The organism is Dorea sp. Marseille-P4042 (assembly GCF_900290215.1).
GTDB classification, from domain to species: Bacteria; Bacillota; Clostridia; order Lachnospirales; family Lachnospiraceae; genus Dorea; species Dorea formicigenerans.
The window spans coordinates 1,424,390-1,439,640 of the sequence record NZ_OLMI01000002.1; the positions used below are offsets into that span (position 1 = coordinate 1,424,390).

Annotated in this window: 11 protein-coding genes, 8 tRNA genes and 1 pseudogene; 3 read left to right on the forward strand and 17 right to left on the reverse strand. The window is 41.5% G+C overall.

All coding sequences use genetic code 11. The features are described from left to right. Positions 1–28: 28 nt before the first annotated feature. The 5 genes from C7E02_RS12620 to C7E02_RS12640 all read right to left on the reverse strand — a co-directional run bounded on the left by C7E02_RS12620 (position 29) and on the right by C7E02_RS12640 (position 6,558). Positions 29–1,234, reverse strand: coding sequence for an ATP-binding protein (locus C7E02_RS12620; RefSeq protein WP_105309724.1), 1,206 nt, complete (start codon positions 1,232–1,234; stop codon positions 29–31). A gap of 323 nt (positions 1,235–1,557) precedes the next feature. Beyond that, positions 1,558–2,844 (reverse strand): aminotransferase class I/II-fold pyridoxal phosphate-dependent enzyme, encoded by a 1,287-nt coding sequence (locus C7E02_RS12625; RefSeq protein WP_105309725.1) that lies wholly within the window; start codon positions 2,842–2,844, stop codon positions 1,558–1,560. A gap of 304 nt (positions 2,845–3,148) precedes the next feature. Next, positions 3,149–4,654 (reverse strand): hypothetical protein, encoded by a 1,506-nt coding sequence (locus C7E02_RS12630; RefSeq protein ID WP_242978817.1) that lies wholly within the window; start codon positions 4,652–4,654, stop codon positions 3,149–3,151. Between the two features lie 20 nt (positions 4,655–4,674). Continuing rightward, the gene (locus tag C7E02_RS12635; RefSeq protein WP_105309727.1) at positions 4,675–5,169 is read right to left on the reverse strand and encodes a hypothetical protein; all 495 of its coding nucleotides are present in this window, start codon (positions 5,167–5,169) and stop codon (positions 4,675–4,677) included. A gap of 3 nt (positions 5,170–5,172) precedes the next feature. Continuing rightward, positions 5,173–6,558 carry a dicarboxylate/amino acid:cation symporter gene (locus C7E02_RS12640; RefSeq protein ID WP_021841943.1) on the reverse strand — a complete coding sequence of 462 codons (1,386 nt, stop codon included), beginning with the start codon at positions 6,556–6,558 and terminating at the stop codon, positions 5,173–5,175. A 448-nt stretch (positions 6,559–7,006) separates the two neighbouring features. Between C7E02_RS12640 and C7E02_RS12645 the strand changes: the two genes are divergently transcribed. Further along, positions 7,007–7,597 carry a TlpA family protein disulfide reductase gene (locus C7E02_RS12645; RefSeq protein ID WP_105309728.1) on the forward strand — a complete coding sequence of 197 codons (591 nt, stop codon included), beginning with the start codon at positions 7,007–7,009 and terminating at the stop codon, positions 7,595–7,597. A gap of 474 nt (positions 7,598–8,071) precedes the next feature. Then, positions 8,072–8,341, forward strand: coding sequence for a glutaredoxin domain-containing protein (locus tag C7E02_RS12650; protein ID WP_005338570.1), 270 nt, complete (start codon positions 8,072–8,074; stop codon positions 8,339–8,341). A gap of 113 nt (positions 8,342–8,454) precedes the next feature. Here C7E02_RS12650 and C7E02_RS12655 read toward each other — a convergent pair whose 3' ends face one another. After that, the gene (locus C7E02_RS12655; RefSeq protein WP_105309729.1) at positions 8,455–9,324 is read right to left on the reverse strand and encodes a DMT family transporter; all 870 of its coding nucleotides are present in this window, start codon (positions 9,322–9,324) and stop codon (positions 8,455–8,457) included. Next, positions 9,324–10,307 (reverse strand): radical SAM protein, encoded by a 984-nt coding sequence (locus tag C7E02_RS12660; RefSeq protein ID WP_105309730.1) that lies wholly within the window; start codon positions 10,305–10,307, stop codon positions 9,324–9,326. Before C7E02_RS12660 ends, C7E02_RS12655 begins: the two co-directional genes overlap by 1 nt. 251 nt (positions 10,308–10,558) lie before the next feature. Here C7E02_RS12660 and C7E02_RS12665 point away from each other — a divergent pair, with 251 nt between their 5' ends. Then, positions 10,559–11,431, forward strand: coding sequence for a hypothetical protein (locus C7E02_RS12665; RefSeq protein WP_105309731.1), 873 nt, complete (start codon positions 10,559–10,561; stop codon positions 11,429–11,431). Positions 11,432–11,621: 190 nt separating this feature from the next. On the opposite strand, the pseudogene C7E02_RS12670 reads toward C7E02_RS12665, so the two are convergent. The 10 genes and pseudogenes from C7E02_RS12670 to C7E02_RS12715 form a co-directional block, all read right to left on the reverse strand. Further along, a pseudogene (locus tag C7E02_RS12670) lies at positions 11,622–13,577 on the reverse strand (bifunctional metallophosphatase/5'-nucleotidase). Positions 13,578–13,697: 120 nt separating this feature from the next. Beyond that, a tRNA-Leu gene (locus tag C7E02_RS12675) sits at positions 13,698–13,778 on the reverse strand. A 56-nt stretch (positions 13,779–13,834) separates the two neighbouring features. Next, positions 13,835–13,907, reverse strand: a tRNA-Lys gene (locus C7E02_RS12680). A gap of 7 nt (positions 13,908–13,914) precedes the next feature. Then, positions 13,915–13,986, reverse strand: a tRNA-Gln gene (locus tag C7E02_RS12685). A 14-nt stretch (positions 13,987–14,000) separates the two neighbouring features. Next, positions 14,001–14,074, reverse strand: a tRNA-His gene (locus C7E02_RS12690). Between the two features lie 71 nt (positions 14,075–14,145). Continuing rightward, positions 14,146–14,219, reverse strand: a tRNA-Arg gene (locus C7E02_RS12695). 48 nt (positions 14,220–14,267) lie between these two features. Continuing rightward, positions 14,268–14,338 (reverse strand) — tRNA-Gly (locus C7E02_RS12700). A gap of 66 nt (positions 14,339–14,404) precedes the next feature. After that, a tRNA-Gly gene (locus C7E02_RS12705) sits at positions 14,405–14,475 on the reverse strand. Between the two features lie 7 nt (positions 14,476–14,482). After that, a tRNA-Pro gene (locus tag C7E02_RS12710) sits at positions 14,483–14,557 on the reverse strand. Between the two features lie 169 nt (positions 14,558–14,726). Next, positions 14,727–15,206: a metallophosphoesterase gene (locus tag C7E02_RS12715; protein WP_029732501.1), complete on the reverse strand. Its 480-nt coding sequence runs from the start codon at positions 15,204–15,206 to the stop codon at positions 14,727–14,729. Positions 15,207–15,251 lie beyond the last annotated feature (45 nt).

A 15,251-nucleotide genomic window follows, 5' to 3' on the forward strand; every position in this document is an offset into this window, starting at 1 on the left:
CACATTGGGCTGAATCTAGTCTTACACTCTATTCTATGATCCCAAGCAGCCAGTCTCTTGCATTTATACGTCGGATTCCATCGTACTGCTCTTCCGGCTCTTCATCCATCGTCAGAATCATTTTCGGATAGTGATCCCGGATTGCCTGAAGCGGGCGCAATTCTCTCTGTAATGTTTTTTCATCATGTACGGATAACGCGACCTGATAATAAATCATTTCCTGACTTTTCTGTGCCACAAAGTCCACTTCAAATGTATCGATCTTGCCAACATAAACTTCATAGCCACGCCGCAATAGTTCCAGATACACAATATTTTCCAGAATATGTCCTGCATCTACCTGTCTGTTTCCCAACAGCATATACCGCAGGCCGATATCTACGACATAATATTTTTCGAGCGTTTTTAAATATTGCTTTCCTTTTATATTGTAGCGCTTTGCCTGATAAATAATATAGCTTTCACTGAAGGCTTCCAGATATTTTTCTACCATTCTCGTATCAATCTTTCTGCCCTCTGAAGTCATCGTATCTGCAATCTTTTTGGACGACAATGGATTCCCGATATTGTCAAATACAAAGCGCAGCACGCTTTTTAGCATCATCGTATCTGTTACTTTCTTCCTGCTGACAATATCCTTCACAACAATCGTATTGTAAATACCTTCCAGATATTCCCGGATCTGCTCCGGCTGATTTTTCAGCTCCAGCGTATACGGAAATGAACTGTTCTGCAAATATTCCGCATATTTGATTCCTCTGTCATTCATACTTCCCGTACTCTCCACATATTCCTTGAACGACAGTGGAAGCATCTCAATCTGCACATATCTGCCTGAAATCATGGTCGCAATTTCACTGGACAACATATACGCATTAGAACCGGCCACATAAATATCTACATACTCCTTTATATACAAGCTGTCCAGTACCTTCGGAAAATTTTCGACATTCTGTATCTCATCCAAAAAAATATATGTCATTTTTCCTTCTATCAATCGTTCTTTCAAATAGGCATATAGCTTTTTATAATCCGTCAATTCTTCATAATCTAAATCTTCAAAATTAATCGCGATTATCTGGTTTTCGTCAATTCCCTGATTTTTCAAATAATTCTGATATATTTTCAAAAGCATAGACTTTCCACAGCGGCGTACCCCGGTCACAATTTTTATGATCCGCTTATCCTTCCACGAAATCAATTTATCCAGATATTCTTTTCTTTCTACAATCATGATATCACCTCTTTTTTACATTATAATGTATCTTTTATTTAAAAATCAATACTTTTTACTATAAATGGTAAAAACTTTTTATTTCTCATTAGTTTTTGCCATTCTTTGCTATTTGCGAAACAATATTTTATTTTCTTTCTATTATATGTTGTAAATATTTTTCTATGCAAAAGCCCCTGTAAGATTTTCTCGTTCTTACAGGGGCTCTATCTTCTTATTATATGATGTTGGGGCAAAAACCCCAACTATGATGCCTGCGGATTGTTCTGTGCTTTGCACTCCCACACCTCGCAGCAAGAATGCCTCGGCATTCTTGAATTATCTTATTTTGCTCCAAGCAGTTTCTCTACGCTGACAAGTTTTACACTGAGTACAAAGATTTCTGATGCCTGTGCAAGTTCCTCAACTGTCGGGAAGGAAGGTGCAATACGGATATTGCTGTCTTTTGGATCCTTTCCGTATGGGAATGTTGCTCCGGCACCTGTCATGATCAGACCAGCTTCTTTTGCTTTTGCCACAATTGCCTTTGCACAGCCATCCATTGAATCGAAAGAAATAAAATATCCGCCGAGTGGCTTTGTCCATGTTCCGATTCCAAGTCCGCCAATTTCTTTCTCCAGAACATCTTCAACCTTTTCGAATTTCGGGCGAAGGATAGCAGCATGTTTTCTCATATGCTCATACATTCCCGGCATATCTTTAAAGAATCTTACATGGCGGAGCTGGTTCAGCTTGTCATGTCCGATTGTCTGGAACTTCATAAAGCTCTTAGCATCTTCGATATTCGCTCTGGATGCAGCAAGTGCTGCAATTCCGGATCCAGGGAAAGAAACCTTGGATGTGGAAATAAATTTGAATACCATATCCGGATTGCCTGCTTTGATACATTCATTTAACAGTTCAAGGATAACGTCTCTCTTGTCATCATAAAGATGATGGATTGAATATGCATTATCCCAGAAGATACGGAAGTCTTTTGCTGCCGGTTTCAAGTGTGCAAATCTTCTGACTGTCTCATCAGAGTAAGATACACCTGTCGGGTTAGAATACTTCGGCACACACCAGATTCCTTTGATTGCAGGATCTTCTGCCACCAATTTCTCTACCATATCCATATCCGGACCTGTCGGAAGAAGCGGTACATTGATCATTTCAATTCCAAAATACTCTGTAATCGCAAAATGTCTGTCGTATCCCGGAACCGGACATAAGAATTTTACTTTATCTAATTTGCACCATGGTGTGCTTCCCATGATACCATGAGTCATAGCTCTTGATACTGTATCAAACATTACATTCAGGCTGGAGTTTCCGTAGATCAGAATATTTCTCTCTGGCACTTCTGACATATCTGCCAGTAATTTTCTTGCCTCTGTAATTCCATCCAGAACACCGTAGTTACGGCAGTCTACTCCATCAGAGCTTACCAGGTCACTGTTCCCATTCAACACGTCCATCAGACCATTACTCAGATCCAGCTGTGCTTTTGACGGTTTACCACGGGACATATCCAAATGTATTCCTTTTGCTTTCACTTCTTCAAATTGTTTCTCTAACTGGCCTTTTAACTTTTTCAGCTCTTCTTTCGTCAACTTGCTATACGGTTTCATACGGCATTCCTCCTGCTTTTTATGTTATCTTTTTCGCTATATGCTATTTTACCAAAATTTGAAGAAATTACAACATAAACTTGCATTTTCTACTAATTTTATAAAGAAAATGCTTATTCTTTCGTCTCCATATGCATTTTGCCAATATCATTCCGTCATTTACAGTAACCATCACACATTTTATAACTAAGAAGACAGCCATCCTGCGCCTCAGCGCAAAACGACTGTCTTCTTAATTTATATCCATTCTTATTATAGGCGCACTCTCAAATCCTCATCTTTAGGCAGACACATTTGCAATGCTTTACTCTGCTGCCTCTTCTCCGGCATAAGCTGCAAATACAGACTCGATACTGCTGTCGCAGGATTTCTGATTAGCCTCTTTACCAATGTAGAATCTTGTCTCCGGATCCTGAGTATATGTCAGCTCAGCCCATGCTTTGATCGGTGCTGTAAATCCGTCAGCGTCCTTAGCATCTTTGTTGAATGCGAACAGGAATGGCTCCTGGATCAGTGCTGTACCGTCAGACATAGAATGTGCAACTTCAAGGTTTGTAAGCGCACCCTTTACAAGGTCTGTGTACATCAGATTCACGATTGCATTTTCATCAAGGATATTCATAGACTGCTTGTATCCCCAACGTCCTGTTGTCACATCTCCGTCCACCTGTGGATCATACAGATATACGCGGACGTTATTCTTTACTGCATAGTCATTCACTCTTGAGATAACGGCACGTGTTTTCTCATCTCCGGCGCCGCCGATCATAACCATTGCATTTCCGTCTTCATTCAGAAGCCATTTCAGCTGTCTGTATGTCACCGGATATACATTAATCTGCTGGTCTGCTGAGAAGATCTCGCTTCCATAGCTGTTAAATACATCGCGCAAGTGATCTGTTTTTGAATATGTAGAAAGTTCAATATTGTTATTTTTGATAAAATCGAACATCTCTTTTACACTTGCATCATACTCATCCGTAATATAATCACGGATCTGGTTACCATTCTCATCAAGAACCGGATTTCCGTCATCATCGAATCTCTTTGTGTAGATCCCCTTTGAATCACGCTCAACCATTTTCTCAAATGCATACATGATCGGGCATGAAGTGCTTCCGTTTCCGGAATTGCTGTAATCTACTTTGTTGTCTTTGTTGTATACAAATACGATTGGCTGCTGAAGTCTTCCAACTGTAACCTCTTTGCCATCTGCATTTGTATAAGAAAGAGCTGTTGCATGTGTAGATGGATACTCTACCCAGTCATCTAAGTTTGTCAGATATCTGGAAACCATCTCACCATACATATAATTCAACTTTGTCCCCGGTGTTGTCTTCTCATTAGACATACGAACAAATAAAGATCCATCATCACCATTGTTGATGTTAAAGTCATAAGAGTATACTGTATCAATACCGTACTCTTTTGCATATTTGTTGATAAACGGGCTCATTGCGCGGCTGTTGTGGCACCATGATCCGCTAAGCTGAATCATGTAGTTTCCCTCACTGCCAAGAATGTCGATGAGCTGATCGTACGTAATATCCTGGAATACGATATCTTTGTCTTCAAATGTATCGATTCCGTCCTGACGATCTTCGTCAGCTCTTGAATGTGCATTAAAATCTCCATATGCATATTCTTTTTCAAAATCATAATCTGTAGAAGAAAGGTCTGTCTGGCTCTCAAGCTTATCAGCCTTGTCAGCTTTGTTTTCTGTTGTTGTCTGGCTGCTTCCACATCCTGTTATCATTCCGACTGTCATTACCGCAGCAAGAACAGCCGAGATCATTTTTCTTTTCATCATTAAATCTCCTCTCTGTCTTCCTAGCACATCGGAACGGATACTTCTTCATCAGATCCGCCAGATCCACCTGTTGAAGTATATTCTTTTTCCAGTTCTGTGAGGTCCGCATAGTTTGGTACCATACTTGTCTGGTCAGCACTCAGATAGCTGTCTACGACTTCGCGTGCCTCTGTTACAAATTTCTTAATATCATCAGAAGTATATCCTTCCGGCACTTTTCTTGCATCTGCAACACTGGCAGCTTTGATTGCCAGACGTGCATACTCAATTTTAGCAGCATCGAAATTTTTCATATCTTCTTTATTCACTTTTCCCTGCAGGTCCAGGTTTTTGTCGAGTGCGTTGTAGTACTCCACTGCACGGTCAATCTTTGCCTTGCAATCTTCTGAGTAAGTAACCTCTCCAATTTCTTCAATCGCTTCGTTCGTTCTTATAACAGAAGCTTTTGCTGAGAATGCTGAGAGGCCAAGACATACAACTGCAGCTACGATTAATGCGATGGTTGATTTTTTCATGATTTATGCCTCTCCTTTCTCTAATTTCTCGTCCTCTTTTGCAAATACTTCATCATTCAGAAGTCCATTCTGGCGTGCTACAACTGCCGCACATACGCTGGCATCTGTAACATTTGTAAGAGTACGTACCATATCTGTAATATTGTTGATTGGAATCAGAAGTACTACTGCTGCGATCGGCAGGTTTACTGCACTGAACAGAGATACTGCTGTGATAACTCCGACTCCCGGCATTCCGGCGCTTCCAAGGGAAAGCACCAGACACATAAAGCACATAACAAGGTACTGGCTTACTCCCCAACTCTGACCTGTTGCATTAAGGTAGAACATTGCAAGAAGAATCGGCCATACACATGTACATCCTGCCATACCGATTGTTGTTCCAAGAGGTGCTGTAAAGTTTGCGACCTCCTCATCAACACCAACTTTACGGATTAGTCTGTCGATTGTGATTGGCATTGTTCCAACACTACTTGTTGTTGTAAATGCTGTTGCCTGTGCGTCAAATGTTTTCTTAAAGAACTTCAGCGGATTGACCTTGGCAAATGATTTCAAGATTACCGCATTGACAACATATGACTGGATAAGACATGCAACAAACACCATCACAACAAGAAGTACGAGCTGTACCAGCGCCTCTTTGTCGCTTAAGAGCTGACTTGCAGAGCATGCTGTCAGGCAAAGCACTGCGTATGGTGTAAGATCAATCACATATTCAAGAATGTTGAAAATGACCTTTTTAACTGCCTCGATCAGTTTCTTGATCACAAGAACTTTATCTTCCCCCTCTTCTGAAGAAATGCTTACATAAGCAACTGCAACTGCAACCGCAATAATAATGATTGCTACGATATTATCTGCTGCAAGATCTGCTGCGATATTGCTTGGAACTAGATTCAGAAGAATGGTATCAAAAGATGTCTCCATCTCCTGGTAAGCGCTCAGAGTCGCATCTGTGACACTGGAAATGTCTGCGAACACTGCACCTGCTCCTTTACCAATATTAGTCACTGCCCCAACAACAAGTGTGACAACAATGGCTGTTACAGATGTTACAAGAAGCCAGAATACTGATTTCGTTCCGATTTTTTTCATCTTCTCTTTATCGTTCAGAGAAATCAGTCCTGAAATAACCGATACTAAAATTACCGGTGCTACCAAAGCTTTGATCAGTTTTACATAAGCCTGTCCAATTAAATTCAGCCACACAAGGTATGTGTTCCCCTCTGAAGCAAATACTACTCCAATGACAGCACCAATGACCATACTGATCAGAATTACAACTGTCCAGTTCACTCTGTACGCGATCCAGTTCAGTGCTTTAAAAGAAAGCAGAGCGATCATAAGTACGAGAAGAGCTATCCAGTTCACACTTAAAAGTGCATCCATTTTGAAAAACCTCCTTTTTCTTCTCCTTTAGATTAGAAATACTTATAGTTACTGATAAGGAATTCTATGTCCTTATAAAAATGTATGTCCCCGCCTTCCATCTGTCATATTGTTTCAGGCAGTCACATACAAATCCCGAATAATCATACATCTGATATCCTTCATTTGTCCAATAAAGATTTTTGATAAAAGCATCTCTATATATTCTTTTTTTCAATAAAGCTTTTCCTTTGTACATCTTGTATATTGTAGAGAAAATATTGTATACTTCATTTGTACGAAATTGCATTCAAGAATGCCTCGGCATTCTTGCTGCGAGGTGCGCGTCATGCAATTGCATGACATACTTCTACCGCGCACCTCTGAAATCCTGCCGGTGGCTATATCAGCTGGGGGATTGACTCCCAGCTGATATATTTAGCAAAATCACAGGAGGCGGACACGAAGCATGTATAAATTTTTCAAAAAATTTTATAAACTACTGTTCTATTTTTGTCTGTGTTTTTTCTCTGTCTTTGTTCTAATCGGATGCTCAGGCGGTCAGACAAATGATACATCTTCTGGAACGAAAAGCGGAAAACGAAGTTCTGCTCTTCATCAGGAGATGACAGGCGGAAGTGAAGCACCGGATTTTACCGCCAAGTTGAATAACGGCGAAACATTTACCCTCTCCGATAAAAAAGGACAGGTCATTCTTTTGAACTTCTGGGCGACCTGGTGCAGCAACTGCGTCAAGGAAATGCCCGCCATCGAGAAGCTTTATGAAGAGTATGGTGACCAGATTGTAATTGTCGGAGTAAATGTAGGCGAAGATGAAGATACTATTGATACATTTATCGAGGCAAAGAATTATTCATTTCCGGTTGCCTGCGACACCGAAAGCAATATCAGTAATCTTTATCCGAGTGCCGGTATCCCTTACACAGTTATAGTAGGAAAAGACGGACTTGTTACCGAGACATTTCTCGGAGCAAAAGATGCAGCCAGCCAGTACACGAAGCTGCGCCGTGCTTTACAGGAAGCTTACGAAGCAAACTAATTCACGGCAGACTCCAGACTCACAAGCAATTTAGATAGTCTGGCTCAAGTCCGATGAATCTAAAGCCAGTTTAAACACACATGAATTCAGACCGCACAAAGCAAGCAGTACACTTAGCACTTTATCTCAGTCGAGAAGACTCCCACCTCTTCAGGGACGCCACTGAAAAACTGTTTTTACATACAATATATAGTAGCGTAAAACATATAAATACACTTTATCTTGTGCTGCTTTGCGCAAAATAAGGACTTTTTCAGTGGCGTCCCTCAGGTGGTGAGTAATAGCAAATTTGTCTCAGTGGGAGTTAGGTCTCCGACTGAGATAAACGCTCCGCAAGGATGCGCAGTGATTCTGATAGGAATATGTCAGCTTTGCTGACCAGAATCACGCGCCAAGTCTCACGGATGTTCGACTTGAATATTTTGCAAACCCGTATAGCAGACAGGGAAAATTTTTTTAAGAAAGGAGTTACACATGAAAGTTGTAATGTATGGAACAAAAGCATGCCCGGACTGCGTCGAGGCAGAAGAAATTTTAAAAGAGAAAGGAATCCAGTATCTGTATATGGAATTTTCCGACAATATCGGATATCTGAAACGTTTCCTCACACTCCGCGACACAAACCCGATCTTTGATGAAGTAAAGGAAAACCACTGGGTCGGCGTTCCTTGCTTCCAGTTCCAGGACGGAAGCCTGTCACTGGACATCGACGAAGTCGTAAAACGGGCAGAGGAAGAAGTTTAAATAAATCCACATTTTTCCCTTAATAGCAAACGCTGCCAACAAAAAAAAGAGCGAAAAGCATGCTTATTCTAATACTTTTCGTTCTTTTTCTCTATCACTATTCAAAAAATCTATCATGACTTAGCGAACGCAGTTGCCGTCACGGATATAAGAATCAGTATACAGCCTGCCATCGACGAAAGACTTGCACTCTCATGCAGGACTAAAATCCCCACGATCATACTGGTCACCGGTTCAAATGTACTTAAAATTGCCGCATCCTGGGCTCCCACATACTGTACGCCATACTGAAAAAATCCCACTCCGATAAATGCTGCGCCAAGGGACAGAACAAATGCCGCGATCCATGCGTTTACATTCATATGAAGTACAAAACTTCCCGATACTTTTCCAATCAAAAATACCATAATGGAGCCAACAATATTCATATAAAATATCATCTTCATAGCAGGGATATCCTGCAGCCCGCCCACTTCCAGATATAATATGTAAAATGCATACGTCATTCCGGATATAAGCGCAAAAACAAATCCCATCGGCTTTGCCTCACCGCCGCTTCCTGCATAGGACAGGAAAATACCGATCATGCACAGACCAACACACACAATTTTCATCTTAGGCACACGTCTTCGTAGGAATATCAGACTGCCAAGCAACACAAAAACCGGATATCCAAAATGAATGACCGTCGCCATACCTGACGGCATATAATCGTACGCACTATACAAAAGAAGCGCTGTGATTCCATATCCAAACACCGTCACACACAAAATCTTTTTTCCTTTCTTCACAGATAGCTCCATCGGAACTTTCCGCACTTTCAGGTAAATGTACAGCGGAATGATTGCCAGGGCAAACCTTAAAAATAATGCTCCCACTATCGTGCTTCCATCCGCGCAGATCACTTTCACAAGCAATGGCATAAAACCAAAGTAGACTGCGGACAGCAATAAATATATGAATCCTTTTACTCTTGTATTCATCAGCTCAGCTTCTTTTCCTTTTCATTATACTGTGCCAGCTTACTGTCATCCATCTCCCACAGCCAACGCCCACCGTCACACATAGACAGATCCGGACAGTCACCTCTTACATAGGCATAAATCGGCGGCTCGTCTTTATATTTTTCAATTGCCTCTGTCAGCTTCTCGATCATACGTGGTGCATCTTTCGGAGCTTTCCCTTTCACACGAAGTTCCAGGAAGTCATTAAATCCATCATAAAGCATTTGATGTCCGTCCGGTCCTTCTTTCAGAAGCCCAATCAATGTACGCTCTTCTTCCATATTTTCCACTTCATCTGCCGGAATAAATGCTCCGGATTTGATATCTTCATAAAGTGCAACCTGATTATGAAGAAATAAAGAGAAGTTAACAATACGATCCGGCTGCGTCTTGTTCAGGAACTCTGCCAGAGCAATTGCATTTTCCTGACCTCTGCCTTTACCGGCAACACCAGACATAACATGTGCATCAAAAATCAATCCGACTCTTTGGATTCTTGCGATTTCTTTATACGCCTGATCCTGGGTATGCTCTTTTCTCATAAACTTCAACACATCATCCAGACCACTTTCAATCCCCAGATATAAATGTCTCACCTTGCGGTCATATAATTCCTGAAGTTCCTCATCACTTTTCAGCCGGATACTTGTTACAGTCGCATCCATGTTGATCATCTGACAATCTGGAAAATATTTATCGATCAAATCAAGTATCGCACGCAGACGATCCATTTTCAATCCAAATGCATTACCATCTCCAAGAAATATCTTTCTTGGATTTCCTCCCAGATTCTTCACTCGTTGCAGTTCCTCTTCGACCTGCTCAAGCGGCAGCTCACGATATTTTAAATCTCTGAACAGATTACAGAATTTACATTTATTATAAGAGCATCCGACCATGACCGGCAGCATGTAAGATGCACGTTCCATTGGCGCACGACAAATTCTACCTTCATATTCCATACCATTACCTCCAATTCAACCTACTACTTTTAAATCCGTAAGATTCCACCTTCTTGAGTGCATACATATTGCACTTATCCACAGGTATTCATATTATAACACAATTTTCCCAAAATCAATGCCCTGTCCTCACTCATTTTCCGCATTTCTGAAGATTTTCTTACGGTTTCGTGAAGATTGTGTGACATCTCTTGAGTCCCTTTTGCATTCATTATAAAATATGAGTTGCTCACAGGGAGGTATAAGTGATTATGGGAAACAAAAAGAAACAGACAAATGAATTTGACAATTACTTCGATGATGATTTCGAAGTTGTATATGAAGATCTGGAGGATCTTGGGAGCTATTTGAGTGAAGATAGTTCTGATAATAACGATGATTACGACGATTATGACGGTTATGATGGCGACACCGACTATTATGATGATTATTATGATGATGATGACGACGATTATGATGACAATTATGATTATGATGATGACGACGATTATGATGACAATTATTATGATGATGACTATAACAGCAACGGCAGAGATTCAAAAAAGAAAAAGCGCAACGACAAACAGGATCCGGATTCCAAAAAATCCAAGAAGAAAAAGCGTCGCGGACTGCCCAATGTAGGAAAACCGGTTGCAAATATTGCTAAGACCGGCATTAACGCGACTAAAAAATTAGTTGGAACCATTCTCCGGGCAGCCACACTGATTTTAATCGCTCTCATCATCCTGATATTGTTGAAAGCATTTTTAAGTAACGCCGGTTCTTATGGAAAAATCCTGTTACTCGGACAGACGAAAGATACCACACTGATCGCATACCTGGCTGTCGGAGCTGTGCTGGTCGGTTATGAACTGCTCAACTTCTTCTGGGCTGCCAGCCGTACACGCGCCAGAAGCAGACACAACAATCGTCTGGATACCGGACGCGGGCTTTTGTCCTTTGTTATCATTTACGCCGGTTCCTATCTGGCCGCCATGTTCAGTCACCTGATTCCAAGTTCTCCAAGCTGGCTTACCGGTGTACAAGGAGGACTGTCTATTTACGGTGGTCTGAAAGCCACACTACTGCCACTGTGCATTGCAGGAGTAGTAAGCTGTGTGGTCAGGAAAATTATAGTAAGATAAGATTCAAAACTGTATCTTTTATAAACTTCTTGAAACTAATTTCAATATATGCTATATTAAAAATAGAAAAGAACAACCGCCACAAGGGGTTGACTTCATTAGTTTAAGTAATCATGGAATTACCACCCAACTCGTCAAAGTTTAGAGGGTGGTTGTTCTTAGTTTAGTATATCATTTAAATCCATTTCATTCAATTAGTTTTTATCTTCCGCACAATTCTTCTAATCAGCAATATGAGCAAAATAATCAGCACAATTACAAGTACAAAAATGCCCGCTATGATAGCCGAAAATTTATTCGGATGTTTTACAAGATCAATAATATTCCAGCTGTCTTCCACAACCTTGCGGTCGTGTTTTTCATTATAATATTCCGACACATTTGCAATACCATCACCATCTGTATCATCAAAGGACTCCATATATCTGGCGATGGCAGCCCATGCTTTCAGCTCCTGATTGCCTTCCATAATTGCCTGATCTTCCAGGTTTTCGATTGGATTTCCATCTTTGTCCTTCGGCGTAATAGACAGCAGTCCATAAGATGTGTCCATGACAGCACCGAGCATCTGCCCTGTATATAGGTCTGTCACCACATGATACAGCTTGTCATCTTCTATCTCTTCTCTGTTTCCTTCCCCCTGTGCTTTCATCAGATAGCAATCTGTCACTTTATTAAGTATCATGCGATGCGGATTGTATGTAAAGTTAAGACCACTACAATAAAGTCTGGCAATCGTCATAAAATCTGAAACAGACGCATCAATTTCCGCCACAAGTTTCAATTCTTTTCCTGTCAGATAAGCGCTGATCAGTGGATACCCCGCCACCCCATCCTCCCCAATTCAAAGTGAAAATGAATTGTAGCCCTGTTCGACCGTGACATCCCCTTTTGTATAAGTATCACGTCCTGTTCCGCTCGGAACAACCGCCACATCGACCGGATCACCGTCGTAGTACTCAGAATTTTCCACCGCATACACATATGCATCAGACATGATGTCTCCGAGATTCAGCTCCTCATGCTTATTATACATATCGTCCACACTGCTGAATTCAATATCATTTTCCGCAAGAATCTGATCTTTTGTATATCCAAAATGTGACAGATAATTCGTATCAACCGTCTCCATCAGTTTATCAATCCGCTCCTGTGTTGCAGCATCCGCCTTTATCTCATCCGTAACCGGAATCAACTCGTAAGTATCCACGTCCCAGCGTCCATCATCTTTCTGCGTCATGGAAATCGTTCCAAGATTTCTTCCATATTCTCCACAGGAAACAATATAAGTATCTCCGTGCCGAATCGGCTCATCTAATTGTGTATGTGTGTGTCCGCTGATAATCAAATCTATATCCGGCACATTTTTCGCAAGAATCTCATCTTCAGATTTATCTTCATCTTCCACGGTACCACTATGAGATACGCAGGCAATCATATCCACGTCCTCATTTTTCTTAATCTCTTCCACCGTCTTCTTAGAAGCCTCGATCGGATCTTCAAAAAGCAGTTCGCATGTTGGCGCGCAATCCAGCGAATCTTTACCAAATACACCAAAAACTGCTATTTTGACATCACCTTTCTGTACAACTACATAATCTTTCACACCGTAGTTCTCAAATGCATCTTTAATCTGCTGCTGTCCTTCCGTTAAGCCCGCTTTCTCCATAGCGCTCCAGTCCACATTACAAACGACCAGTGACGGAACATTTTCACCGGAAGCCTTTGCAGTATTCAGCATATTAGCAAGTCCACTGGAACGATAGTCAAACTCATGATTTCCCCAGGTCGTCACATCACATCCAAGATAGCCTAGCATACGAAGCTCTGCCGCCTCTGTCTCATACACCGTCTGGATCAACGTTCCCATAGAAAAATCTCCACCATCCAGATAGAGCGTATCCGGGTTTTTTTCTTTCTGCTCGTCAATTAAAGTCTTGAGCCTTGCAAATCCTCCGACCTCTTCTTGTTTTCCATCAACGATCGTAGAAAAACTGTTCAGATGTGAATGCGTATCATGTGTAAATAATACGTCCAGATGTTTACCCGTGTCCGCGGCTTTTGCATTCACCCCAAGTGTCGGCAGCATCCCCACGCAAAGAGCAATCGCAAGTACAAATGCGGTTATCTTTTTCGTTCTCTGCATATGTCTCTCCTTTATCAATTCTTTCGTTCTCTACTATTTCTAGTAATCATACTATATTTTTTATAAGCTCGTCAACGCAAAAAACCTCAGAAATTATTATTCCGAGGTTTTGCATAAAAATGCGGATGACAGGACTTGAACCTGCACGTCGGGGACACTAGATCCTAAGTCTAGCGCGTCTGCCAATTCCGCCACATCCGCATAAGAAAATAAAAACGCAATACCTAATTCCCATTAAGTTTGCGTTATATTCACAGTGAGCGTGCGGGGATTCGAACCCCGGACAACTTGATTAAAAGTCAAGTGCTCTACCACCTGAGCTACACGCCCATAAAAACTGGGCTAGTTGGATTCGAACCAACGAATGCAGGAGTCAAAGTCCTGTGCCTTACCGCTTGGCGATAGCCCAATAAAATAAAAAAGGGTGGGTAATGGGACTCGAACCCATGATATCCAGAACCACAATCTGGCGCGCTAACCAACTGCACCATACCCACCATATACACTTATCGAACTATGCTTGTCCAACTTAGTACACTTAGCACTATTCTATTTTCTGTGGTTCTAACGAGCCTGGGGGGATTCGAACCCTCGACCTACGGCTTAGAAGGCCGTTGCTCTATCCAGCTGAGCTACAGACTCAATCTAGCTCTATTAGAACTATCTCTCAAAGCTTTTAGGCTTCAAGAAAGCGGGTGATGGGAATCGAACCCACGTATCCAGCTTGGAAGGCTGGTGTTCTACCATTGAACTACACCCGCGTATTAATTGTTTTCTTCGATTCATTCTTTACCAGAACCGCTCTCAAAGCTTTCAGGCTTTAAGAAAGCGGGTGATGGGAATCGAACCCACGTATCCAGCTTGGAAGGCTGGTGTTCTACCATTGAACTACACCCGCATATCAATCGGGGTGACAGGATTCGAACCTGCGACCTCCTGGTCCCAAACCAGGCGCTCTAGCCAAGCTGAGCCACACCCCGTTTTTTTGTTTCCGCGTCGTTATCTCCGTGACACAAATAGTATTATACATAAGCCCCCTCTATATGTCAACAATTTTTTTAAACTTTTTTCAAAAAATTCTTCAAAGCGTCTTCCATACTTCGGAAAGCCCGTAAAATCGGGCTTTCCAGACTTATTGAGTTCATATCTTTACACAGTTTTAAGCTCTACTTCAGGCTGTTTTCCTTTTTCTAATTTCATCACCATGTAGGTAGCTTGTCGTCCCTGCTGCCTCGGATAAGTCAGGCTGCCCGGATTCAGCGTCACAAGATCAGCGTCTATTGTAAGTGCCGGCACATGTGTGTGCCCATACATCACAATATCCGCACCTCTGCGGCGCGCTTCTTCCTGCAAATGCGCCTCTCCCATGCTGACATAATATGCATGTCCATGCGTAATAAAGATATGATGTCCTTCCAGTTCAAATTCTTCCTCCCTCGGAAGTCTTGAAAAGAAATCATTGTTTCCACCCACAATATGCGTTGGACACTCAAAAATAGCTTCTATGTAATCTTCATCATCTTCCACATCACCAAGATGGATCAGCATATCTGCATCCGGATTACACTCACAAACATTTTCAATATTCTTTCTGGAACCATGTGTATCACTTACTATCACAATTTTCATATTTCTTTTGTCTTCCTGTCTTTTCTTTTACTGTATTCTTCTAGC

Excerpts from the sequence above, each read along its gene's own strand:
- C7E02_RS12620 (WP_105309724.1), bottom strand. The coding sequence starts at position 1,234 with ATGATTGTAGAAAGAAAAGAATATCTGGATAAATTGATTTCGTGGAAG.
- C7E02_RS12625 (WP_105309725.1), bottom strand. The coding sequence starts at position 2,844 with ATGAAACCGTATAGCAAGTTGACGAAAGAAGAGCTGAAAAAGTTAAAA.
- C7E02_RS12630 (WP_242978817.1), bottom strand. The coding sequence starts at position 4,654 with ATGATGAAAAGAAAAATGATCTCGGCTGTTCTTGCTGCGGTAATGACA.
- C7E02_RS12635 (WP_105309727.1), bottom strand. The coding sequence starts at position 5,169 with ATGAAAAAATCAACCATCGCATTAATCGTAGCTGCAGTTGTATGTCTT.
- C7E02_RS12640 (WP_021841943.1), bottom strand. The coding sequence starts at position 6,558 with ATGGATGCACTTTTAAGTGTGAACTGGATAGCTCTTCTCGTACTTATG.
- C7E02_RS12645 (WP_105309728.1), top strand. The coding sequence starts at position 7,007 with ATGTATAAATTTTTCAAAAAATTTTATAAACTACTGTTCTATTTTTGT.
- C7E02_RS12650 (WP_005338570.1), top strand. The coding sequence starts at position 8,072 with ATGAAAGTTGTAATGTATGGAACAAAAGCATGCCCGGACTGCGTCGAG.
- C7E02_RS12655 (WP_105309729.1), bottom strand. The coding sequence starts at position 9,324 with ATGAATACAAGAGTAAAAGGATTCATATATTTATTGCTGTCCGCAGTC.
- C7E02_RS12660 (WP_105309730.1), bottom strand. The coding sequence starts at position 10,307 with ATGGAATATGAAGGTAGAATTTGTCGTGCGCCAATGGAACGTGCATCT.
- C7E02_RS12665 (WP_105309731.1), top strand. The coding sequence starts at position 10,559 with ATGGGAAACAAAAAGAAACAGACAAATGAATTTGACAATTACTTCGAT.
- C7E02_RS12715 (WP_029732501.1), bottom strand. The coding sequence starts at position 15,206 with ATGAAAATTGTGATAGTAAGTGATACACATGGTTCCAGAAAGAATATT.